General features: G+C 57.8%; 18 protein-coding genes, 1 tRNA gene and 1 pseudogene. 11 read left to right on the top strand and 9 right to left on the bottom strand.

Annotated elements, in window-relative coordinates:
- The first annotated feature begins 259 nt into the window (after positions 1-259).
- The 3 genes from JCM21793_RS06215 (at position 260) to JCM21793_RS06205 (ending at position 3,263) form a co-directional block, all read left to right on the top strand.
- Entirely contained in the window at positions 260-1,732 is a 1,473-nt protein-coding gene (locus JCM21793_RS06215) for a hypothetical protein (RefSeq protein ID WP_025029804.1), read from the top strand.
- Positions 1,733-1,797: 65 nt separating this feature from the next.
- A complete protein-coding gene (locus JCM21793_RS06210) occupies positions 1,798-2,661 on the top strand; it encodes an autotransporter outer membrane beta-barrel domain-containing protein (RefSeq protein WP_025029803.1) in 864 nt (287 codons plus the stop codon).
- A gap of 11 nt (positions 2,662-2,672) precedes the next feature.
- A complete protein-coding gene (locus JCM21793_RS06205; protein ID WP_162175216.1) occupies positions 2,673-3,263 on the top strand; it encodes an autotransporter domain-containing protein in 591 nt (196 codons plus the stop codon).
- Positions 3,264-3,572: 309 nt separating this feature from the next.
- On the opposite strand, the gene JCM21793_RS28150 is transcribed toward JCM21793_RS06205, so the two are convergent.
- From JCM21793_RS28150 to JCM21793_RS29140, 3 genes and pseudogenes are all read right to left on the bottom strand, one after another.
- Positions 3,573-5,105 (bottom strand): glycosyltransferase family 4 protein, encoded by a 1,533-nt coding sequence (locus tag JCM21793_RS28150; protein WP_370671627.1) that lies wholly within the window; start codon positions 5,103-5,105, stop codon positions 3,573-3,575.
- A gap of 36 nt (positions 5,106-5,141) precedes the next feature.
- Positions 5,142-5,812 (bottom strand): annotated as a pseudogene (locus JCM21793_RS31395) (glycosyltransferase family 2 protein); the annotation flags it as partial.
- Positions 5,794-6,672, bottom strand: coding sequence for a class I SAM-dependent methyltransferase (locus JCM21793_RS29140; RefSeq protein ID WP_025029800.1), 879 nt, complete (start codon positions 6,670-6,672; stop codon positions 5,794-5,796). The gene JCM21793_RS29140 and the pseudogene JCM21793_RS31395, both read right to left, overlap by 19 nt.
- Positions 6,673-6,939: 267 nt before the next feature.
- Here JCM21793_RS29140 and JCM21793_RS06190 point away from each other — a divergent pair, with 267 nt between their 5' ends.
- Complete coding sequence (locus JCM21793_RS06190) at positions 6,940-7,743, top strand: ABC transporter permease (RefSeq protein WP_025029799.1); 804 nt, start codon at positions 6,940-6,942, stop codon at positions 7,741-7,743.
- Between the two features lie 29 nt (positions 7,744-7,772).
- On the top strand, positions 7,773-9,092 hold the full coding sequence (locus tag JCM21793_RS28140) for an ABC transporter ATP-binding protein (RefSeq protein ID WP_025029798.1): 1,320 nt from the start codon (positions 7,773-7,775) through the stop codon (positions 9,090-9,092).
- A 17-nt stretch (positions 9,093-9,109) separates the two neighbouring features.
- Here JCM21793_RS28140 and JCM21793_RS06180 read toward each other — a convergent pair whose 3' ends face one another.
- Entirely contained in the window at positions 9,110-9,610 is a 501-nt protein-coding gene (locus JCM21793_RS06180) for an acyltransferase (protein WP_162175215.1), read from the bottom strand.
- An 826-nt stretch (positions 9,611-10,436) separates the two neighbouring features.
- Here JCM21793_RS06180 and JCM21793_RS06170 point away from each other — a divergent pair.
- The 3 genes from JCM21793_RS06170 to JCM21793_RS06160 all read left to right on the top strand — a co-directional run bounded on the left by JCM21793_RS06170 (position 10,437) and on the right by JCM21793_RS06160 (position 12,239).
- Positions 10,437-10,510: transfer RNA gene (locus tag JCM21793_RS06170), tRNA-Gly, on the top strand.
- A gap of 97 nt (positions 10,511-10,607) precedes the next feature.
- On the top strand, positions 10,608-10,871 hold the full coding sequence (locus JCM21793_RS06165) for a DUF6460 domain-containing protein (protein WP_007009504.1): 264 nt from the start codon (positions 10,608-10,610) through the stop codon (positions 10,869-10,871).
- Positions 10,872-10,892: 21 nt separating this feature from the next.
- Positions 10,893-12,239, top strand: coding sequence for an MATE family efflux transporter (locus tag JCM21793_RS06160; protein ID WP_025029796.1), 1,347 nt, complete (start codon positions 10,893-10,895; stop codon positions 12,237-12,239).
- Between the two features lie 3 nt (positions 12,240-12,242).
- On the opposite strand, the gene JCM21793_RS06155 is transcribed toward JCM21793_RS06160, so the two are convergent.
- Both JCM21793_RS06155 and JCM21793_RS06150 read right to left on the bottom strand, forming a co-directional pair.
- The gene (locus tag JCM21793_RS06155) at positions 12,243-13,334 is read right to left on the bottom strand and encodes a quinone-dependent dihydroorotate dehydrogenase (RefSeq protein ID WP_025029795.1); all 1,092 of its coding nucleotides are present in this window, start codon (positions 13,332-13,334) and stop codon (positions 12,243-12,245) included.
- On the bottom strand, positions 13,331-13,678 hold the full coding sequence (locus JCM21793_RS06150; protein ID WP_007009500.1) for a DUF952 domain-containing protein: 348 nt from the start codon (positions 13,676-13,678) through the stop codon (positions 13,331-13,333). Before JCM21793_RS06150 ends, JCM21793_RS06155 begins: the two co-directional genes overlap by 4 nt.
- Positions 13,679-13,814: 136 nt before the next feature.
- On the opposite strand from JCM21793_RS06150, the gene JCM21793_RS06145 reads away from it, so the two are divergent.
- Positions 13,815-14,252, top strand: coding sequence for a hypothetical protein (locus tag JCM21793_RS06145; RefSeq protein WP_025029794.1), 438 nt, complete (start codon positions 13,815-13,817; stop codon positions 14,250-14,252).
- Positions 14,253-14,368: 116 nt separating this feature from the next.
- Here the strand turns inward: JCM21793_RS06145 and JCM21793_RS06140 are convergent, their stop codons facing one another.
- On the bottom strand, positions 14,369-14,743 hold the full coding sequence (locus tag JCM21793_RS06140) for a hypothetical protein (protein WP_007009498.1): 375 nt from the start codon (positions 14,741-14,743) through the stop codon (positions 14,369-14,371).
- 179 nt (positions 14,744-14,922) lie between these two features.
- Between JCM21793_RS06140 and JCM21793_RS06135 the strand changes: the two genes are divergently transcribed.
- The gene (locus tag JCM21793_RS06135; RefSeq protein ID WP_244439680.1) at positions 14,923-15,600 is read left to right on the top strand and encodes a response regulator transcription factor; all 678 of its coding nucleotides are present in this window, start codon (positions 14,923-14,925) and stop codon (positions 15,598-15,600) included.
- Between the two features lie 27 nt (positions 15,601-15,627).
- Here the strand turns inward: JCM21793_RS06135 and JCM21793_RS06130 are convergent, their stop codons facing one another.
- Positions 15,628-19,116: a PAS domain-containing hybrid sensor histidine kinase/response regulator gene (locus JCM21793_RS06130; protein WP_025029792.1), complete on the bottom strand. Its 3,489-nt coding sequence runs from the start codon at positions 19,114-19,116 to the stop codon at positions 15,628-15,630.
- Between the two features lie 303 nt (positions 19,117-19,419).
- On the opposite strand from JCM21793_RS06130, the gene mscL reads away from it, so the two are divergent.
- Positions 19,420-19,836 (top strand): large conductance mechanosensitive channel protein MscL, encoded by a 417-nt coding sequence (gene mscL / locus JCM21793_RS06125; RefSeq protein ID WP_007009495.1) that lies wholly within the window; start codon positions 19,420-19,422, stop codon positions 19,834-19,836.
- A gap of 100 nt (positions 19,837-19,936) precedes the next feature.
- Here the strand turns inward: mscL and hemA are convergent, their stop codons facing one another.
- A complete protein-coding gene (gene hemA / locus JCM21793_RS06120) occupies positions 19,937-21,214 on the bottom strand; it encodes a 5-aminolevulinate synthase (RefSeq protein WP_025029791.1) in 1,278 nt (425 codons plus the stop codon).
- Between the last annotated feature and the right edge of the window lie 87 nt (positions 21,215-21,301).

Below are 21,301 nucleotides of genomic sequence, written 5' to 3'. Positions count from 1 at the left end.
CGTGACACGTAGGCGGTGCAATTTACGGCGTTACGCGATTCTAGTGGGCTCTACGGCTCTTTTCAGCGTGTTCGGATCAGATGCCTTTGCGTGGTGTAGCGTTCCACCTGGAGGGCCGCGAGCGGTGGCAACCAATGGTTCTGTCTGCTCGAGTCCTGCAAGCAGTCTCAATCATGCATCGGTTTCGCCTGTAATCGCCGGCACGGGCGGTCAGCTTACCCTGACCGCGCCCATGGTCTCCGCATTGGGAAGTGGTTCGGTGAGCCGGCTGATACGTGCAACGGACCCGAACAGTTCCATTCTTTTCCAGGGTGGGCTTTCCGGCCACCTCACATCTGCAGGCTCCAATCTCATCGGCATTCTCGTCGACGGCAGTGGTGCGGTCTTTGTCGTGAACGGTGACGCATCGCTATCTGCCTTGTCTGCGTCGGCCATGGGAATGGTCGTGAGGAACGGAGGCTCCGCGTCCGTGAAGGGGGCCTATGCTTCCGTGACCGGAGATGACGGGCTCTCCGCGGAGGGACCGAACGCAGTCATCAACCTCAACGGCCAGTCTGTTTCCATTCTGACGACAGCAGACATGGCGCGCGGGATTGTGGCGGAAGATGGCGGAAAGGTCTTCGTTCAGCCCGCGGCTGGCTCCGGGGCGGCGGACGGAAATGCTCTTATCATATTGAACAACCCCGGTGCGACGGTGCGGACGAACGGAGATGGTTCCAACGCCATTGAGGCGAAGTCCTCGTCTGGCAATGCCAGGGTAGAGCTCCTTGGCGGCGTTGTCGTCACCGGTGCAGACGGCAGCGCTGATGATGCTGAGGGCCTCTATGCGCTGGTCAATGGGGGCTATGGCCAGGCCTCGGTGCTGATGAGCGGGGGGAGTGTAACCACCAACGGAGAAAACGCCGATGGTATCGTTGCCTACACGGATGTCTTCTTCTTCGCCGGAGATTCAACCGTCACGATGACGGGTGGCGTTGTGAATGCCAATGGGGATGGCTCATCCGGCATTGTGTCGCAGACGGGTGTGTTCTCGGGCGCAGACGCAAGCGTCTTTCAGACCGGCGGAACCATCCGCACGACCGGTGGCACGGCCGGTGGACTGTATCAGAACAGCGCCGGTATCCTCGCGCTCTCGGCTGGGTCGGGCACCACGAGGATCATACAGTCCGGTGGCCTTGTCGAAACGACGGGGGATGAAGCGCATGGCCTTTATGGTGTGTCGATCTCCGGGGACGTAGTTATCCAGCAGGGCCCCGGTGGGCGGGTTATGACAGGCGGAGCGGATGCCGACGGTGTCCATGCCACTGTTCTGGGCGGAACCTTCGATCTTGATATTGGAGGTCTGGTTCAGGGTGGTTCCGGAAATGCGGCGGGCATTCACACGATTGGCGCTTCGGGTACGCTGGATGTGTCTGAGACCGGGCAGGTCGGAGCGCTTTCCGGTGTCGCCCTTCTTGATGAGGCGGGTGACATCACGGTGGTCAGCCGCGGCCTGATACAGGGCGACATTCTCACCAATGACGGGAATGACAGTGTGACGCTCGCGCCGGCAAGCGAGACAACCGGGCGCCTGGTGTTGGGGGATGGCTCCGACACGTTGAGGGTGGAAGGGACGGCTGATGTTTCCGGCGTGACCCTCTTCGATGGCGGTGACGATATCGGCCCGGGCGACGGCTACGTCGATAACCTGAATTTCGTCGGGGGCACCCGAACCTGGACGCAGGCCTCCTGATCAACTGGGAGCGTATCTCTCTGCTCGGCGGGGTAGACCTTGGTCTTTCTGGTTCCAGTCTTCTGGTGGGCAATGGCGGAGCTCCGCAGAACGGTCTTCTGGTGAACGGCGGCAGCGTTCTCAGGTTCGTTGAGCCGTCTTTCACCGTCATGGGGGATCTGTGGAATGCCGGCACGGTTTCGCTGGTTCAGGGAAGCCCGGATAGCACACTTACCGTCACACCCGGTGGCACGGGAAACTATATCGGCGCGGGAGGGGTGCTTGCACTTGATACCGTTCTTGAAAGTGACGGCGCCCCCTCGGACAGGCTCATTGTCGATGGCGGTTCCGCCATTGGTGGCAGTGGCATCGCGGTCAGCAATGCCGGCGGCTCGGGAGATCTCACATCCGGCGACGGAATTCTGGTTGTCGAAGCGGTAAACGGCGGTACGACCGCGGCCAATGCATTCTATGCTTCGGGCCCCATCGCGGCAGGTCCGTTCGAGTACCTGCTTTTCAGGGGGGATGCAGGAGGCGCAGGGGAGAACTGGTATCTGCGCTCCCGTGTCATTGATCCGGTGCTAAGGCCAGAAGTGCCTGGTCATATAATGGCGCCTGAACTCGCCTATCGCATAGGCCTTGCCGAGATAGGCACCTTTCATGAACGGCGGGGTGACCAGCGCCTGCTCGATCCAGCGAAAGAGGAATACACGCCGCTCTGGACGCGCTTTTTTGCTCAGGGCACGGGCTTTCAGCAAGACGGTATTCTCGCTGACAGTTCCTTCAACATGCAGCCGCGCTTTGAGGGTCGCATTGCCGGATTTCAGGTCGGTACCGACCTCGCCGGCGTGCTTCATGAAAACGGCGCTCTGGACCAGCTGGGCATTTTTGCAGGTATTGGTCAGGGGATGGGCAAGGTTCACGGAACGTGCTTCTGGAGAACCAGGTGAGGACCGGGACCATGGACCTGCGTTCGTTTCATATGGGAGGATACTGGACCCGTACAACGCCCTCCGGCGGCTATATTGATGCGATCGGTCTCGTTGATTTGATCCGAGGCGATGTCTCTTCGGACCGTGGCGTTACCTCCGATGTCAGGGGCGTCGGGCTTGCTGCCTCGATCGAAGCGGGGCAGCGTTTCGATTTTGCAGAGAACTGGTCGATTGAACCGCAGGCTCAGTTGATCTGGCGCCGTGTTCGGCTGGATGACGCGAATGATGGGTACTCACGCATCCAATACGGCTCCATTTCAGAACTGACGGGGCGTCTGGGGGCTCGCGTTGAACGCCATGTTGTCAGAGAGAAAAGTGAGTACACGCTGCATGCAGGTGTTAATTTCTGGCACACCTGGAGCCACAGGAACGAGGCGCGTTTCAACCAGTGGCAATTGTCGGGGGACCAGAAAGCGAGCTATCTGGAGCTCAATGCCGGTGTCGCTGCCAAACTTGATAACACCACATCGGTCTTCGCAAACTTGAAATATGATATCGGGCTGGGGGATCAGAGCAGGAATGCTCTGGGCGGGCAACTCGGCCTGAAGGTGGAATTCTAGGGTAATTGCAAGGAGAGTTGGCACCGGTATTCGGTGCGAATCCACACACACTACCGTCCACGCGCATTTACAACGCCGAGTGTGGCCCCTGCGCGATATGGGCTCGGCTCGTCCACGCGTGACGGCGACGTTCAGGCGTTTTTCACCGCCGTCGCCGTTAAGGGCTCCGAAGGCCATTGACAGCTTGCCTCATCGATCACCTTCGTTACGGAATTAATGACGTATCTAATTCCGAAACTTCAACCGAAGAACCAAAATCGAAAAGGGAGTGTCACCGGACGCTTACGCTTCAAACACAAAACAAAATCCCTAACAGTCCCTCGCTTCTCGGCGCGAACACGCTCGGTCGAGAAGAGGGGCCAACTGTGCTGCCATCATCTCGCTAGTAAACAGTTTCTCGTACCGCGCCCGGCCAGCCGCTCCAAGTTGCTTCCGTAGTGATGGATTGTCAAGGAGCCGGCTCAGAGCTGCCGCTAGAGACTCAGCCTCGCCCGGCTCAGCCAATATGCCAGTCTCTCCGTCTATGACTACCTCTGGCATGCCGCCTGTCCTACAAGCGACTACCGGTTTGGAACACATCATAGCCTCAAGTGATATAAGGCCGAAAGATTCATACCGTGAAGGCGCGACGAATATGTCGCACGCCCTATAAAAATCTCTAAGTGCTTCTTCGTCACATCTACCGTGGAAATGAATCCGTCGGCGTATTTCATTAGGTACATCGCTAGCTGCGAAAAGCTCACGGAACGTCGACTCTTTAGCTCTGATGCTATCGTCACCAACGATGTCAAGTGTGGCATTAGGATAGGCTGCTAAAACGGCAGGTGCTGCGCTTAGCAGGACATCAATCCCTTTCCGTGCCTCTAGGCGGCCGACAAAGAGGATCTTGACGTTTGAGTGCGCAGCCTCGGTCGTGTCACTGCCCCAGTCGTCCAGGCCAATCGGAGCAACCAGCAAGCGCTTTCCATAATCGACGCCGAAGATGGACGCCACATCGTTTGCTATAGCTTGACTAATTGAGTGAAGCCCCCAACTCTTCTCGATTAGTCGCTTTTCCAAACTCAAGATCGGATTTCCAAACATTTGCATCCATGACGCATCTTCTCGGCGCTCAGGATAACTGTTCAACCAGTGAGTCAATGTGGTCTGCAGAGATGTGATTAAGGGAGGACCATCTTCTTCAATGAACGCAATCCCTTCGCAGTCCCAGATCGGTGCGTAAACGACGTCTATGTTCCGCCGTCCCGAAATGCGCTTTACCTCCTCACAAGCGGTCTTTGACCAGTTCCAGATATGCTGCGGTATCGCAAGGTCACCTGATGAAACTGGAACTTCGTAGTGCTTGGGAAACAGGCGGTGTACCCAAATGTCGTCCTGGTAGTCGACACGGTGGAAGTCAGAACTTTTTGTAATGACGAATATATCATGCCCATCATTTCCGAGCGTCTTGGCCAGTTGGTCAATGTACCTAGCTATGCCGCCATTTTGGCCCGGTGGAAAATCTTGACTGATGAATGCAATCGACATCCTATCTTTCCTCCGAATGGCGGGGAAGGGAAGAAATGTCGGCTGCTCGACGCCATCTGGGAGAAGCGTCAGGAGTTTTCTCGGCAATTTTGCTCTCGCAATGCCGTCAGAAAGCGCATTTGAGGCTTGAGAATGAAAGTGTTCCACCTCGTCCGTGGTGTAAAGTCCTTCCTGCACCCCCCCATGCACACCTTGTTCCCATGCCCGGGCGTCATCAAGGCCAGCTTTGATGCAATCTCGGAAATCATAGTGAGCAGTACCGTTCCTAAGCGCGAAGTAAACCCGATTTTTGATGAGCGGATACCAGTTTCTCACAATGCTCTTGTGATCGCGAAGCGCACTGGATGCGAACTTGTGGTGTACGAATGCGTCATCGCGCTGAACAATCCTAAAACCTTGGTCCACCAACCGGCACAGGACATCGGTCTCGTCAAGGAAGTACTCGTACTCCTCATCAAAGCCGCCGATGGCGAGTAGCGCTTCGCGCAGAAACGACGAATTAGTACCGAGTAGGTGTGGAAGTTCGCTACTGAATGGAAAATTATATTCAGGGCAGGCCCTGTCCCAGACAGTAGGATACCCCAGTCTGTTGACTGTCATATAGGTGGTCTGAAACCGCGTCCCGGTGTTGTCGTAGACGAAACCGCCTGCAGCCCCGACCGAAGGATCATCATAGCTGCTGACAAGCTCAGTTAGCCATTCGGGCTCAGGAACGGCGTCATCATCTATGAATGCGACGATCTCTCCTGATGCAGCGGCAATGCCAGATTTCTCGACACAGATAAGTTGCGAACGGGGCAATCGATTAACTTTAACTTGTTTGCAAACTCTGACAGCAGTTCGCGAGTGCCGTCCTCGGTAGGGCCTACAACGACGCAAACCTCGAACGAAGGATAGTTAATATGAAAAAGGCTGCTTAGCGTGGTCCGGATGGTATGAGCACGGCCATCAGTATTGATAATTATGGAAACTCGCCTGATGCCGCTGTTGCGTTCAGGATTTCTCAGTTTGGCTTCAGACATTTAATTTCAAACTCATAGCAGAGGCCATTCCGACGACCTTCGGCAGCGATCTGAATCTTCTCAAATCCTGCTTCGCGAAGTAACTTTGAAAAACTATCGGGAGTAAGAGCGTTGTAGTGGTAGTCTCCAGCATAATCTTGAGAGCCAAAAATGACCTCTCTGAACTCCTGGAAGGTAAGCTCCCCCGAGCTGGCGTGGTTTATCATGGCTGCACAGTCAGGAACGACCGCATGAAAAGTGCCGCCTGGGCGAAGCAGTGATTTCCAATACGGAAGAAGCCGTCGCACTAGGCGTTCCTGGGGGAAGTGCTCTATGAGGTGAGAACTGGAGATCGAGTGAACTGTGTTCTCTTCGAAAGGGAGGTTGTCAACGGCAGCCACGACATCCACCCCTGGAAGATCCCGTACGTCGATGTTGACATGATCCGCTAGGGGCTTAAGCCCACAACCAAGGTTCAATCTGAGTGCGTTGGCGAAGTCGGCTACCTTGTTTTGGTTCTTTATCTGCCATGCTATTTCTTTGGCTGTCTCTGACGATGCGTTGTCATCGTACTGACCGGTATTTCTTGCATCCCAGCCATACTTGAATTCGTACAAGATTTCGCGCCTTACAAACTCAATGCGATGCTCCAGATTGCGCTGTGCCACTTGCAGGTTTTTGATAGCAGTCTGACCCATTAGGAAAGCGCTTGCATCTTGCTGATTCTTTAGTTTCTCCACCTCTTGTTGAGTTTTCAGAAGTGTGTTGGAGACGCCTCGAAGGCTATTCAGTAAATGCCCGCTTGCCTTCTCAGTTGACATCTCAAGCTTAGAAAGCCGCGACTCGAGTGACTGGAAACGAGGTTCAAGCAGTTCGTTCATACGAAACTGAATTCGGTGCCAAACGCGGCGCCAAAGTGGTCGAAGCACTGGCGTAGAAGCTTTGCGTAGTATCGTCTTCATCTATTCTGATCGCCCCATTTGCAGGCTCGGTATCTGCGTGCACGTTTAGACAAAGGGCGTCTGGTTGGCAAGGCGTGGTTGGACACCGACCAATCCAGCGCTGCTATTGCCGGATCTGCAGGAATGCCGTAATGCACATTGCTGCCTCAAGTGGCGCGTATCTCAATGATAACGATATAGGATTTCATGTGGCAAGGCACTAGAATTAACGATCTGCACTTGGCTTGGGTACTTGCGAGGCGTGACCTAAGCAACCGATATGCGGCATCATACTTTGGGTTCGTCTGGACGATCGGTGTTCCGTTGGTATACGCCTTGATCAACATCGTTGTGTTCTCGATGATGATGCGGGGGCGAATGGGGGATCGTTACGCAGATGTTCCGTTCACGGTCTTCTACTTCATCGCCCTGTCACAGTGGATATTGTTTGCTGAGGCGGTACCTAGATCTGCGGGCATCGTCCGCGAGTACTCCTACCTGTTAAGAACACGTGTCGGTTTCCCCGCGTGGATCATTCCTATTCTGCCGCTGGCCTCCGCTGCTGTGACTCAGCTGGTGGTGATATCACTTGGGATCGCTTCAATGGTGGCTAACGATATCATTCCTTCCACCTCAGCTGTTCTCTTCATCTTTGTTACAGCGTGCACGGTCATCTTAACACTAGGTGTGAGCTACATTGTAGCAGCGATCTCGGTTTACGTCCCAGATATGTCGCAGGCGGTTCCGATTTTCGTGACAATGTTGTTTTGGTTAACCCCCATCTTGTACCCGCCTTCAATGCTTGAAGGAGCGCCGGCCATCGTGCGGCACCTCATTCTCACCTTTAACCCGTTTTATTATCTGACCGAGACAGCACGTTTAGCGGTTCTGGGTACTATCGAACCTGTTTGGCCGAAGCTGCTGGTCCCCTTCGTATTCGGCGTGTCGGTGCTCGTTGTCGGTCACTGGATATTTCGTAAGCTACGCCCCGGTTTCACGGACGTGCTTTGAAGAACCCACGAGAATTATAGGCAGAAGAGATGTCAGGAGAGATCGCTCTCAGAAACGTTAGCAAGGTCTACAGGACCTATGAAAAGCCTTGGCATCGCCTGGCCGAAATAGCTTCTGGAGGTAGGCGAGATTATGGGCATGACGTTCGAGCGTTGGGCCACGTTTCACTTGATCTGCAGAAGGGAGACCGTCTTGGCGTTGTTGGAGAAAATGGTAGCGGCAAGAGCACTTTGCTGAAGATCATAACGGGTGTACTCACCCCGTCTACAGGAACAGTGTCTGCTGGCGGGAGAATTTCTGCACTTCTAGAGTTGGGTGCCGGCTTCAACGCCTCGCTTTCGGGGCGAGAAAATATTGAAGCCTTTAGTCTTATTCACGGTCTTTCTGTAGACGAAGCTCGAGATGCTGTTCCGAAGATAATTGCATTCAGCGAGATCGGCGAATTTATAGACTACCCGGTTAATACTTACAGCAGTGGCATGGCCGTTCGACTTGGCTTCGCGTGTGCCGTCTTCGTCCGTCCCGATATACTGATTGTTGATGAGGCTCTGAGCGTTGGTGATGCCTACTTCCAGAACAAGTGCCTCCATAAAATCAAGTCGATGCTCGATGAAGGGGTCACTTTCATCTATGTGACTCACATGGCCGATAGCGTACGAGCACTTTGCAACAAAGGTCTATGGTTGGACCAGGGTAGGCAGAGGGCGTTTGGTTCTGCTACTGAGGTGGGAGAGCTCTATAAGAGCGCTGTATTTGAAAAGATCGTCGCAGCTGAGGATGTTGAGGCTCGCCTTTCTTCTAAGGATTGTGAAGAGATCGAAGATGCCACTGTTGTGGTTGATCCGAGCCGCGAGGAAGCCTTCAGAACGCGAGTCGAAGCTCTCCGCACAGGCAGCTTAGAGGTCGAGATTGTAGATATTTCGTTCCCGGATAGCCGCGATAGCTTTGAGTTAGATGACAACATCGTTGTCAGGGTGCACCTAAAACATAATCGGCCCGCACCTAAAGAGTGTGCTCTTGCAATCGGGGTGACCGACGGCTTGGGAAGGCAGATACTCCACTTTAGTTCAGCCGTGCAGGGTTTATATCTTGACGAATTCGCAGCCGGAAGTCGACACTGTGTGGAGTTCAGGTTCAAGAACGTACTATGCCCGGGAGAGTATGGCATTGTCGGAGGCATAGCTCCGTTGTCAAAGCACCCTCAGTCCGACAGTCTGTCGACCCCGAAACATGTTGTCGACTATTGCGTTGGCGGGGCTCGCTTCTCAGTAGGTTTTCCTACAGATGGCATAAAACGGGATCTATGGGGGGTGGTGCATACATCTTACGAGGTAACGCAAGTTGCTTAGAGACGCGTTGATCGGTCCTAGCGGATCCGTTTGGCGGGGCAGCCTACATAGACGCTATGAGCCTCGACTTGGTCAGTGGTGACCACAGCGCCAGCGCCGATCACCGCACCATCTCCGATGTGGCACGGGCCTATGACTATAGCACCACTTGCTATCCAAACATCGCATCCGATAATGATGTCACGACCCTCGTGAGGATAGCCTCGGCGGTCATCTCCTCCTCCATCGACGTTGTGTGTGCCTGTGAGCAAGGAGACATTATGACCAAAAAAGGTCCTGTCACCGATCACAATCCTCCCCGACGTAACGTTTAGAAGTGAATTCACGAGGTTTACTTCCGAACCTACATCAACGCGTGACCAGTCGCCCCCCCAAACCACCGGCGTGTTGGAAAGACTGTGGGCAAGTTTGTGAATGAACTCGTCGCTAACTAGCTCACGGCGTAGGTCCGCTAAACGCGCATCTAAGCTGCTATCTACAAGATGAGCAATGTAGCGTTTCAGTTGGTCAATCAGCATTGAGTACATTCGGGTGACGATATCTCGTGACAAGGATTTAAAAGCGTAAGATCTTGGATATCTCTTGGTCGAGATTCCCTAGGATTGAGACTCAATTATAGCCAGAAGGCAAAGAGTGTTGCTAGGGCGACTGCTCGACCCGCTGTGAATGTGACCTGCTCCCCTGAGGGGGCTCGGTATGTTGCACGGCTTCATGTGCCATAGTGGAATATTCTTACTCCTTAATGAAGGCGCTTTACGCGGACAAATTCGAGTTGGCCGATTTTGAAAGGCAGAAGTTCTATCGAATTTCATTTCGCGCATCGTCTCCAAGAGTTCCCCATGGCCTGTGCCGAGCCGAGCAAGTGCTTCTCGCCCCATTACAAGTGCGCTTTCGAAGGTTTCACGCACATGATATTCCGCGCCGGCGGCTAACAGCTCGATCGCATGTTCACGGTCAAACGCGCGTGCCAATATAGGCACCAACGGAAACTCACCCTTTACCAACTCGATTATCCGCGCGCTGGCTGGACCGGGAGCTTCCGCAACTTCATTGAAAACGCCGGTGGCTGCGGCAGTCCGATGCTTCAGGCGCTTGAAGACAACATGCTTCGATATCAGTCCCACGGTTCTTGATATAGGTGATCTCCGGGGCGCAGTTGATTTCGGTTCAAACGGCTGCGCCCCCCCCCCGGTCGACTGGCGTCTACTGGCATGAAGCGCGGCTTCCGAGAGTTTGTCGAGCGACCGGCAATCATCCGCCCGCCCCAAAACCAGCAACAACCGCACCACCCTCTCACAAACCCGCTTGACGCCGGGGCCCGGGTCGCGGATTAATGCGCGCTGCGCGGGTATGATGTAATGGTAGCCTGTCAGCTTCCCAAGCTGATCGCGCGGGTTCGATTCCCGCTACCCGCTCCAGATGCTCCGACCAAGGCCAGCCTCTTGGCGCCCATCCAGGCTTGCGCACCTGCGTCCGGGTGCGTATCTCTTTGCGGTCAAGATCAAGGACACTCCGGTGTCGGCACTGACCAGATTCCTCGGCGACAGCCCGCTGCGCGTCATCATCAAACTGCTGATCGTTTCACTCATCGTCGGCTTTGTGATGAGCGCGTTCAACTGGTCTCCATTCGACATCATCCATGCGCTGCGTGACACTGTCGTTCATCTCTGGAACATGGGGTTCGATGCGCTCGGTCGTTTCGCAAGCTATATCCTGCTTGGCGCGGCAATCGTCGTGCCGGCCTTTCTGATCCTGCGCCTCCTGAACTATCGCCGTTAGCTAGGCCCGGGGCGCATTTCCATGGATCATGCTCAGCCGCAAGACCGCGTATCGCATCCGTTCACGGTGACGAACCGTCTCGTCCTGTCGATCGCCCTGCCGATGACGCTGGCCTATCTGACGACGCCGCTTCTGGGCATCGCCGATACGGCCATTGTCGGCCAGTATGGCGACGCGGCCCTGCTGGGCGGGCTGGCGGCGGGCGCCATCGTCTTCGACGTGGTCTTCACCACGTTCAATTTTCTGCGCTCCGGCACGACCGGTCTCGTCGCGCAGGCCTATGGCCAGGGCAACGCACTGGAGGAACAGGCGGTTCTGTGGCGGGCATTGCTGGTTGCCCTGGCCGCCGGTCTTCTCGTTGTGTTGCTCGGTCCGTTCGTGGTTGCCGGCGGTGTGTATTTCATGGGGGCCGAGCCGGAGGTGGCGGCGGCCATGCGTGCCTATGTCTCGATCAGAATTCTCGCCGCCCCCGTCTCGCTCATCAACTACGCAATTCTCGGATATGTGCTCGGGAGGGGCGAAGGCGCGCTCGGGCTCGCGCTGCAGTTCATCCTGAACGGCACGAACATTGCGCTGTCGATGTTTCTCGCGCTGTCGCTGGGCTGGGGCATCGAGGGTGTGGCCTGGGGCACGGTGGGTGGCGAAGCTGTCGGCATGCTCACAGGGTTCGCCGTGCTGGCCTGGCGTTTTCGGCGCGGGCCCCGCGTTTCGCTGCGGCGGGTCTTCGACACGCCACGGATTGTCCGTATGGTGGCCATGAATGGCGACATCATGATCCGGTCTTTCTCGCTTCTCGCTGCATTCGCGCTCTTCACCAGGCAGGGCGCGCAGTTTGGTACCGTCACTCTGGCTGCCAATGCGATCCTGATGAATTTTTTCCTGGTCGCGGGATATTTTCTCGATGGAACCGCCACCGCTGCCGAGCAATTGGCAGGGCGTGCCGTGGGCGCGCATTACCGCCCCGCCTTTCTCCGCTCCCTGAGGCTGACGGTGGCGTGGGGCTTCGGGCTCGCCATTGTCATGTCGCTGTTTCTGCTTTTGGCCGGCGAAGCGCTGATCGCTTTTATCACCACGGCACAGGATGTACGAACGGCCGCCAACACCTTTCTGCCCTGGGCGGCGCTGATCTCCATCTCTGGCGTTCTGGCATTTCAGATGGATGGGGTGTTCATCGGCGCAACCTGGTCGCGCGACATGCGCAACACGATGCTGCTTTCTTTCGCGCTCTATCTCGCTTGCCTGTTCTTCTTGACGAGAAGTTTTGGCAATCATGGATTGTGGGCGGCGTTCCACATTCTTCTGATCGTTCGCGGCATCAGCCTTTTCGCCATTGTGCCGTCACGAATGCGCAGAACGTTCGCTGAATAGACGTCAGTCGAGGTGGCGCGCAGCCCATTCGTCCACGCGGGTGTCGCGCAACTGACGCAGCGAAGAGAGGTTCTCGCGCTGTGCGAATGCACTCATCTCTTCCAGAATCTTGCCGGGCAGGCAGGTGCCGCCGAAGATCAGGCCACTATACATCTGCACCAGATCGGCTCCGGCGCGGATCTTCTCCAGCGCCGTTTCAGTGGAGCAAACCCCGCCAACGCCGATAATCGGCATGGCCGGCCCGACCAGCAGCCGCATCTTGGCAAGAATGACCGTCGACCGTTCAAAAAGAGGCTGGCCGGAGAGCCCGCCCGTCTCGTGTGCCAGGCGGCTTGTGACGCCGGCTCTCGAAAGCGTGGTGTTGCTGACGATCAGCCCGTCGATGCGTTTGCCTAGCGCTTCGTCGGCTATGTCGGCCAGGGCAGCGTCGGTGAGGTCAGGTGCGATCTTCAGGAAAAGCGGGATTGGCGCACGCCGCAGCCTGGCGACTTCGTTGCGTGTTTCGATCACCCGGTGAAGGAGTTCGGCGAGGTTTGCACGATCCTGAAGCGATCTCAGCCCGGCCGTGTTGGGCGAGGAAATGTTGATGGCAAGATAGGACGCGATATCGCCAAAGGCACGCACGCCCGCCTCATAATCGGCAATGCGATCCGTGCTGTCCTTGTTGGCGCCGATGTTCACGCCGACAATTCCGCCCCTGCCGGCACGGCTCCTGATGCGCTCGCGCACCGCCACGATGCCGTCATTGTTGAAACCCATCCGGTTGATGAGCGCGCTGTCTTCCTCCAGCCGAAAAAGGCGCGGCTTGGGGTTTCCCTCCTGCGGCTTCGGGGTCACGGTGCCGCATTCCACGAAGCCGAAGCCCAGCTGCAGCAGGCCGTCCGCTGCCTCGGCATTCTTGTCGAAGCCGGCTGCCATGCCGAGCGGGTTGGGAAACACCATCCCGCCCACTATGGTTTTGAGACGTTTGCTTGTCTGCGGTGGCCGGGCCAGCGGCATACGGCTTTTCAGGGCCATGATCGCAAGGTTGTGGGCGCGTTCGGAATCCATCCGGAAAAGGGCCTGGCGCGCAATCCTGTCGAGCAGCGACTTCATTCTGATAGCTCTGGAAAAAGGTGGAGGCCATCTGCGCCCAGCGGCAGGGGCTGCACCCATGCGACTGCATCGAGCGGCAGGGAGGCATAGAGGTGTGGAAACAGTGCGCCGCCGCGCGAGACTTCGTGTTTCAGCGCGCTCCCGAGCGCATTGGCGTCAACGGCGACGAGCAGCAGGTCGTCCTGCCCGGCAAAGTGCCTGGCGGCTGTCTCCTTGACCTGCCCCGCCGTGGAGAAATGAATATAGCCGTCGGCGAGATCGATCGGCGCGCCATTGAACACCCCCGCGGTCTCGGCTTCCTGCCAGAGCGTGCGGGGACAGATTTTATAGATCAGTTGGACCATGCCAGCGGCTATACTTGCAATACAGTGTCAGCGAAAGGCCCGAAAAGGCGTTTTCGGGGGATTGCGGTCTATCCCAATTATGGCGCATTCCTTGCGCATGATCCCATCACCAGATGCATGAACGCGGAGCAGACCCATGCGCAAGAAAATCGCGGCGACAGGAGCGCTGATCCTCCTGTCCATGACGGCGAACGCCGTGGCGCAGGAGGCCGAACGCTTTCGGCTTGAGCGCACGGAAGAAGGCTATGTGCGCATGGACACCCAGACCGGTGCCATGTCGATCTGCCGCGAGCGGTCGGGACAGCTCGTCTGTGCGCCGGCGGCCGATGAACGCACGGCCTATGAGGAAGACATCGCCGCGCTTCAGGACAGGCTTGAAACCCTCGAGGAGCGGGTCGAAGCGCTGGAAGGCGCATCTCCCGAAGCGGCATCGGACCTGCCGTCCGAGGAAGAGTTCGAGCAGACCCTGGGTTTGATGGAGCGCTTCTTCCGCCGTTTCATGGGAATCGTGAAGGATTTCGAGAAGGAAGAAAAGACCACGTCGCCCGATACGCCCGCACCTGACCGGACCTGAGCAACTCCGGAAAATGTGGAGCCGGCTTTCTGCCCGGAACTGCGCAAAAGCAGCATGTCAGAGCGTTCTCACATCTGCGCGGACGTCGGGGGGCCCGCGCCTGGCTGCGGACCGCTCTACGTGATCGCGCGCACCACGCGCAGCACCATTGAGAAGGCGAAGAACCCGCAGCCAACCTGCAGGCTGAGAACAGCAAAGCGCAGATAGATGTCTTTCAGGATGGCGATGAACACTTTTGCGCCCGAACGGCCGACCGGGCGCGCATTCGGGTTCAGATGCATCCAGACCTCTGTCTTCCTGGGGTTTTGTCGCGCAAGCGTATAGGCCTTCAGTATCAACAACTCGGACATGATCAGCGTCATCAATGCGCCTGCGCTGAAAGCGAGCACCAGATCGAATGAGAAGCTCAGCATCACCAGGCCAATGGCAAAGGCGCCGAACATCACGGCGCGCCCGATGCAGAACATGGCTACCTTGTGGATTTTCTCCATAGCAGGCTCACGGGTTTTCACCCTCCCGGCGAGTCTGTGGCATAGATGTGGGGCAGGCAAGTAAATCTTCTGCGAGCGTTTTGGCGAGTGGTGGAGTGTCTGGCTATGGCAGAGCTTGAAATGATGGCTATTCCCCGCATAATCGCCGCCGAAACCTGCGACGGAAGAAGACGACAATAATGCCGCAGGCGCGGGAGGGACTTTTGGCATCGGGCTATAGATTTCTGGTCGCCGACGACCATCCTCTGTTCAGGGGAGCGTTGAAGGGCGCTCTTTCCGGACTCGACGATGCATGCAGGATACTGGAGGCAGGCGACTTTGAAGGCGCGAAAGCGCTGGTCGACGAGAGTATCGATCTTGTTTTGCTCGATCTTTCCATGCCGGGCGTCAGTGGTCTGTCGGGGTTGATTGCGCTTCGCGGAATGAACCCTGCAGTGCCGATCGTCGTAGTGTCGGCTCACGACGATCCGGAAACCATCAGGCGGGCGCTGGAACTGGGCGCATCCGGTTTCATCTCGAAATCGTCAGGCATGGACGAGATTCGAACGGCGGTTCAGGCCATCCTTGATGGCGGTATCTATACGCCCGCCGATATCGATCTGGGCGCCGAGGCCGATCCGGAGATTGCCGATCTCATCCGCCGGCTGCAAACCCTTACGCCGCAACAGACCAGGGTGCTGAGCATGCTGGCGGAAGGGCTGCTGAACAAGCAGATCGCCTACGAGCCCAACGTCTCGGAAGCAACCATCAAGGCGCATGTCTCCGCGGTGTTGCAGAAGCTCGATGTAGACAGTCGCACCCAGGCCGTGATCCGCCTGTCGAAAATCGGGGCCGACACCATCGCCACGGAAAGCTGAAGCCGTCGCCGGTACTGCTCTTCCTGCCTATTCCGCTGTCGCGAGCATCTGGCGGCAGCGCATCAGCAATGTGCGCAGCGATGCCGGGCGCAGAGGCTTGTTCAGCACCATGGCCGTCAGCGCCTCCGCCTCGGCGCGCACTTCGTTGGAACGGTCGGCGGTGATCAGGATTGCCGGTATCGTTTCTCCATAGCGCGCCCGCAATGCGGCGATCACATCGAGCCCCACTTCGTTGTCGAGATGATAATCGGCCAGGATGATGTTGGGCGCTCCGCCCGAAAAATCGGGCAGGGTGGCCGATCCGGTCGCCGTCGAAACGGCGCAGCCCCACCCTTCCAGAAGCCGGCGCATCCCGTCGAGAATGCGCGGATCGTTGTCGATACACAACACACGCAATCCCTCCAGCATGGTCTGCTGGACCGCCGAAGGGCGCGCGGGCCTCTCGACCTCCCTCGCAGGGGTGGAGCTTGTCGGGATGATGACGGAGAAGCGCGTGCCGCCGTGAACTTCGGAATCGAGACGTATTTCCATGTTCAGAACCCGCGCGATGCGGTCGACAATCGAGAGACCAAGGCCCAGCCCCTGAGCCTGCCGCACGCCTTCCTCCAGCCGGGTGAACTCGCGGAACACCGTATTCAGCTTGTCGGGCGCAATGCCGATACCCGTGTCGATGACCTGCAGTTCGAGAAGCGTGCCACGCCGCCGCACACCCACAAGCACGCGGCCGCTCGGCGTGTACTTGATCGCATTGGAGACAAGGTTCTGAACGAGGCGCCGCAGCAGGTTGCGGTCCGTGTTCACGGTGAGCGTCGAGGGGACGATGGTCAGCTCCAGCCCCTTTTCCTCGGCCAGTGGCATGAAATCCGTGCTCAGCTGGCGCAGCAGACCATCGAGCCTGAAGACACTGGCTGAGGGTTTCAGCGCACCGGTGTCCAGACGCGAAATGTCGAGCACGGCCCCGAGGATCGTTTCCACGGAATCGAGCGAGGACTCGATGTTACTGACATACTCGCGGGTCTCTCCGCCATCGGCGCGTTCCATTAGCGATGAACAGTAGAGCCGGGCCGCATTGAGCGGCTGGAGAATGTCGTGGCCGGCCGCCGCCAGAAAACGTGTTTTCCCGAGATTGGCTTCTTCGGCGATCACCTGCGCCTGTGCCAGCTCCTCATTGACCCGCATCAGCTCCGCTGTGCGGTCGGCCACGCGCTGTTCCAGTGTTTCGTTGATGCGCTTCAGGGCGATGTCCGCCTCCACACGCGGTGTGATGTCGGTGTAGGTGGCAACGATGCCACCGTCGGGCATGGGGTTGGTACGCAGTTCGATGATGCGCCCGCTCTTTCGCAGCCTGATTTCCCAGGGCATTCCGAAGTCGGTGAAACGGTTGAGTGTCACCGTATAGGCGTCGACGGGAATTTCCCCGCGCACTGCGAGCAGATCGACGAACCGGTCGAGCGAGACGCCAACCTGGCCCATTTCGTCCGGCAGGTTGAAGAGCGTTCTGTACTGCCGGTTCCAGCAGATGAGCTGGAAGTCGCGGTCGAACACGGTCACGCCTTCTTCCATCTGGTCGAGCGCGGTCTGCAACAGGTCGCGATTGTGCTGCAGCGCCATGGAAGCGTCGTCGAGCAGTCTGAGCGCGTCGCGCGGTGAGCGGTCATTGCGCTGGAAGAGCAGCGAAAGAATGAGCCGTGAGGAAGACGAACCCACCGCACTGGCAAGCAATTGTTCGGAAAAGCGCACCAGGGCGATGCCGGTCTGGTCGTTGCCGTTGAGACGGACGCCATGTGTCGCCTCGAAAGTGGCAAAGGAGCGTTCTGTGCGTTCCGCACCCAGATAGCGCGAGATCGTGTCTTTGAGGTCGTTGACCGTGACCGCCGTGCGAAACCGGCGCAGGGTCGGGATGGGGCCCGTGTCGCGGGGCACGAAGATCGCCGCCTGGATGCGTTCGAGCGGCTGTGCCGCGCGCGAAAGCGAGCCCAGCACGAAGAACAGCGTGTTGACGGCAAGGCTCCACAGAACACCATGATTGAGCGGCTCGGCCACGGTGCCGAAAAGCGCCTGCGGCCTGAGTGCCGGCAGGCCGAAGAGACCGTCCGTGATGATGCTGGTCCCTTGCGGGGCTAGCGAAGGAAACAGAAGCGTGTAGCCCCACAGGGCAAATCCCGCTCCCATGCCGAGCAGCGCGCCCCGCGCATTCGCACCTCGCCAGATCAGCCCGCCGAAGAAGGCCGGCGCGAACTGGGCGATGGCTGCAAAGGAGATGAGGCCGATGGCGGCCAGCCGGGTGTTGTGCGTGGTCTCGCGGTAATAAAGAAACGCGGTGAAAAGGATGATGAAGATGGCGGCGCGGCGGACGTTGAGAATGCTTGACGACCAGTCGTTCTTCTCGCGGTGGTCGGGGCGCAGCAGGCGGCGCAGAAAAAGCGGGATCACCAGGTCGTTCGAGATCATGATCGAAAGCGCCACACTGGCGACGATGACCATGGCGGTGGCGGCCGAAAGCCCGCCGATGAAGGCGACCAGGGCAAGAAGATCATGCCCGGCGAGCAGCGGCAGGGCGAGCACGTAGAGGTCGGAATTGGCTTTGTCGCCGACGAGCGCCAGACCGGCAAAGGCAATCGGAATCACGAAAAGGTTGATCAGCACCAGGTAGAGCGGAAAGAGCCAGCTTGCGGTCTCGAGTTCCGTGGTGCTGCGGTTTTCCACGATGGTGACGTAGAACTGCCGCGGTAGCATGATGATGGCGAAAGCGCTCAGCGTCGTCATCACAATCCAGGTCGCAAGCGACGTGGGATAGGTGTAGGCCTTTTGCACTTCCGGAAGGCTGCTTACGGCGCGTGCCAGATCCAGCGGTCCCGCGAAGAAGAAATAGGTGATGGCGATGCCGACTGCGAGGAAGGCCGCTAGTTTCACCACCGTCTCCACGGCAACGGCCAGAACCAGACCCTCCTGATGCTCCGTGGCATCGGCGTGACGGGTGCCGAAGAGAACGGCAAAGATTGCCAGCAGAAAGGTGACGATCAATGCCATGTCGCCGACGAAGAAATCGATCACGGGCGGCGCGCCGTCATAATGCGTGACCATGAGGCTGACGGAATCGGAGATCGCTTTCAACTGCAGGGCAATATACGGAACGGTACCAAACGTCGCGATGAGCGTGGCCACGGATGCGACAGCAAAACTCTTGCCATAGCGGGCGGCAAGGAAGTCGGCGATCGAGGTGATCTTCTCGGATTTGGCGAGCCGGATGATGCGCTTGAGGATCGGGAAGCCGAACAGGAAAACCAGCACCGGGCCGATATAGATGGCCAGAAATTCCAGCCCGCGCTCGGAGGCCAGACCCACCGAGCCGAAGAAGGTCCATGACGTGCAATAGATCGCAAGGCTGAGCGCATAGATATATGGGCGCGAGCCGAGCCCTCCCTGGCGGGCGGCGCGATTGTCGCCGACGCTCGCTATGAAGAAGAGCAGCGTCACGTAAGCGACGGCTATGATTGCGATGACCCAGCCCTGCACCGGTCGCGATTCTCCTCCTCACGGGGCACGCCAAAAGGCAAACACAGGCCCGGTGGTGTGTCCAATGCTTCTTTCGGCCAATGAGCCCTGTGAAGTCAAAAGAACGGTTTTTGTTGCGCTTCTCACTTGTGGCACTGCTATTGTGCACGTGCTGGTGGCCTTTGAGTCGCCGGGGTTGCAGCCAGGGCAATTCCAGGAAAAGTGGGAACCGGTTTTCCGTCCGGAATTGCGCAAAACAACAAGGTAGAGCGCTTTCGCGATTCAACGAAAGGCGACAACGCTCTAGATTGGGGAGATACCCTTATGATGAAAGAATTTCGGGAGTTCATTGCACGGGGCAATGTGATGGACCTCGCGGTCGGCGTGATCATCGGCGGCGCGTTCGGTCTTATTGTGAAATCTTTGACCGATGACATTATCATGCCGGTCATCGGCGCCATCTTCGGCGGTTTCGATTTTTCGAACTATTTCATGCCGCTTTCGTCCACCGTGACCGCAACGACGCTGGAAGCTGCGCGGGAGCAGGGGGCGGTGTTCGCCTACGGCAACTTCCTGACCGTGGTCGTCAACTTCCTGATTCTGGCATGGATCATTTTCCTCATGGTGAAGGGCGTGAACGCGCTGCGCCGCAAGGAAGCCGAAAAGCCGGCAGAGCCCGAAGCCCCGCCGGCCGATGTTCAGCTTCTCACCGAAATCCGCGACCTTTTGTCGAAAAAATAAGGCTTTTTCGCCTTTTTATCGAAAAACACCGGAAAAATCCGAAAACGCCGCCGAGAAGGTATCTCGCGGCGTTCTCATTGTTTATGCTTGGAAAAAGAAGTCAGCCGCCGGACTTGGGAACCAGAAGAGACACCACCCGCTCGGATTTCGCCAGCTGTGGCTGGTCCGCTTCGTTGAAGGGAATGCCGAGCGCTTCCCAGGTTTCGAGAAGCGCGTCGCGCAATGTGTCGATCAGCGCGTCGTCATGGTACGGCGTCGGCGTGATGCGCAGCCGCTCCGTGCCGCGTGGCACGGTCGGATAGTTGATCGGCTGGATGTAGATCCCGTGCTTTTCGAGCAGACGATCCGTGGCCTGCTTGCACAGTTCGGGATCGCCCACGAGCAGCGGAACGATGTGGGTCTGCGACGGCATCACCGGCAGACCGGCTGCAAGAAGCTTGTCCTTGGCCTGCTGGGCCTGGCGCTGCTGCGCTTCACGCTCGACCGAGGAAGTCTTCAGGTGGCGGATCGATGCGGTGGCCGCAGCCGCGATGGCCGGTGGCAGGGCGGTCGTGAATATGAACCCGGACGCGTAGGAGCGCACCGCGTCGATAACGGCGGTTGAGCCGGTAATATAGCCGCCGATCACGCCAAAGCCCTTGGCCAGCGTGCCCTCGATAACATCCATGCGATGCGCAAGGCCGTCGCGCTCGGTGATGCCACCGCCCCGTGCGCCATACATGCCGACAGCGTGAACCTCGTCGATATAGGTCATCGCATTATACTTGTCGGCGAGATCGGCAATCGCCTCGATGGGCGCGATATCGCCGTCCATGGAGTAGACGGATTCGAAAACGATCAGTTTTGCCCGACCGGGGTCTGCATCCCTGAGCAGGCTTTCCAGATGCGCAACATCGTTGTGCCGGAAGATTTTCTTCTCCGCGCCCGAGCGGCGCACGCCCTCGATCATCGAGGCATGGTTCAGCTCGTCGGAAAGAACCAGGCAGTTGGGAAGGAGGCGGGCGATGGTGGAGATGGAGGCTTCATTGGAGATGAAACCCGATGTGAAGACGAGGCCGGCCTCCTTTCCGTGCAGGTCGGCAAGCTCGGCTTCGAGCTCCACAAGCGGGTGATTGGTGCCGGAAATATTGCGCGTGCCGCCGGCACCTGCGCCCATTGAGCCGGCCGCCTTCTGCATGGCCGAAATCACGCTCTCGTGCTGGCCCATGCCCAGATAGTCGTTCGAGCACCAGACGGTAATTTCACGCGTCTCTTCACCGGAACGCCATAGCGCGCGCGGAAACGCGCCGACGATCCGCTCGAGATCTGCGAAGACGCGATAGCGGCGTTCAGCGTGAAGTTGATCGATCGCTTCTGAGAAAAAACGCTGGTAATTCATTGAACCTTCCTGCTGTGCGGCGCGATCATAGTCGCGCACCCCGTCTGCGTCCATTGCGTGTTTCGGGCAAATTGACACGTCTGCGTG

This window comes from Nitratireductor aquibiodomus NL21 = JCM 21793 (assembly GCF_000615975.1).
GTDB classification, from domain to species: domain Bacteria; phylum Pseudomonadota; class Alphaproteobacteria; order Rhizobiales; family Rhizobiaceae; genus Nitratireductor; species Nitratireductor aquibiodomus.
Note: the sequence above shows the minus strand (reverse complement) of the source record. Positions and strands in the feature narration are given on the sequence as shown.

Coding starts and splice junctions, on each gene's coding strand:
- JCM21793_RS06205 (WP_162175216.1), top strand. CDS start 2,673: ATGGACCTGCGTTCGTTTCATATGGGAGGATACTGGACCCGTACAACG.
- JCM21793_RS29140 (WP_025029800.1), bottom strand. CDS start 6,672: ATGAACGAACTGCTTGAACCTCGTTTCCAGTCACTCGAGTCGCGGCTT.
- JCM21793_RS06190 (WP_025029799.1), top strand. CDS start 6,940: ATGTGGCAAGGCACTAGAATTAACGATCTGCACTTGGCTTGGGTACTT.
- JCM21793_RS28140 (WP_025029798.1), top strand. CDS start 7,773: ATGTCAGGAGAGATCGCTCTCAGAAACGTTAGCAAGGTCTACAGGACC.
- JCM21793_RS06180 (WP_162175215.1), bottom strand. CDS start 9,610: ATGCTGATTGACCAACTGAAACGCTACATTGCTCATCTTGTAGATAGC.
- JCM21793_RS06160 (WP_025029796.1), top strand. CDS start 10,893: ATGGATCATGCTCAGCCGCAAGACCGCGTATCGCATCCGTTCACGGTG.
- JCM21793_RS06155 (WP_025029795.1), bottom strand. CDS start 13,334: ATGAAGTCGCTGCTCGACAGGATTGCGCGCCAGGCCCTTTTCCGGATG.
- JCM21793_RS06150 (WP_007009500.1), bottom strand. CDS start 13,678: ATGGTCCAACTGATCTATAAAATCTGTCCCCGCACGCTCTGGCAGGAA.
- JCM21793_RS06145 (WP_025029794.1), top strand. CDS start 13,815: ATGCGCAAGAAAATCGCGGCGACAGGAGCGCTGATCCTCCTGTCCATG.
- JCM21793_RS06140 (WP_007009498.1), bottom strand. CDS start 14,743: ATGGAGAAAATCCACAAGGTAGCCATGTTCTGCATCGGGCGCGCCGTG.
- JCM21793_RS06135 (WP_244439680.1), top strand. CDS start 14,923: ATGCCGCAGGCGCGGGAGGGACTTTTGGCATCGGGCTATAGATTTCTG.
- mscL (WP_007009495.1), top strand. CDS start 19,420: ATGATGAAAGAATTTCGGGAGTTCATTGCACGGGGCAATGTGATGGAC.
- hemA (WP_025029791.1), bottom strand. CDS start 21,214: ATGAATTACCAGCGTTTTTTCTCAGAAGCGATCGATCAACTTCACGCT.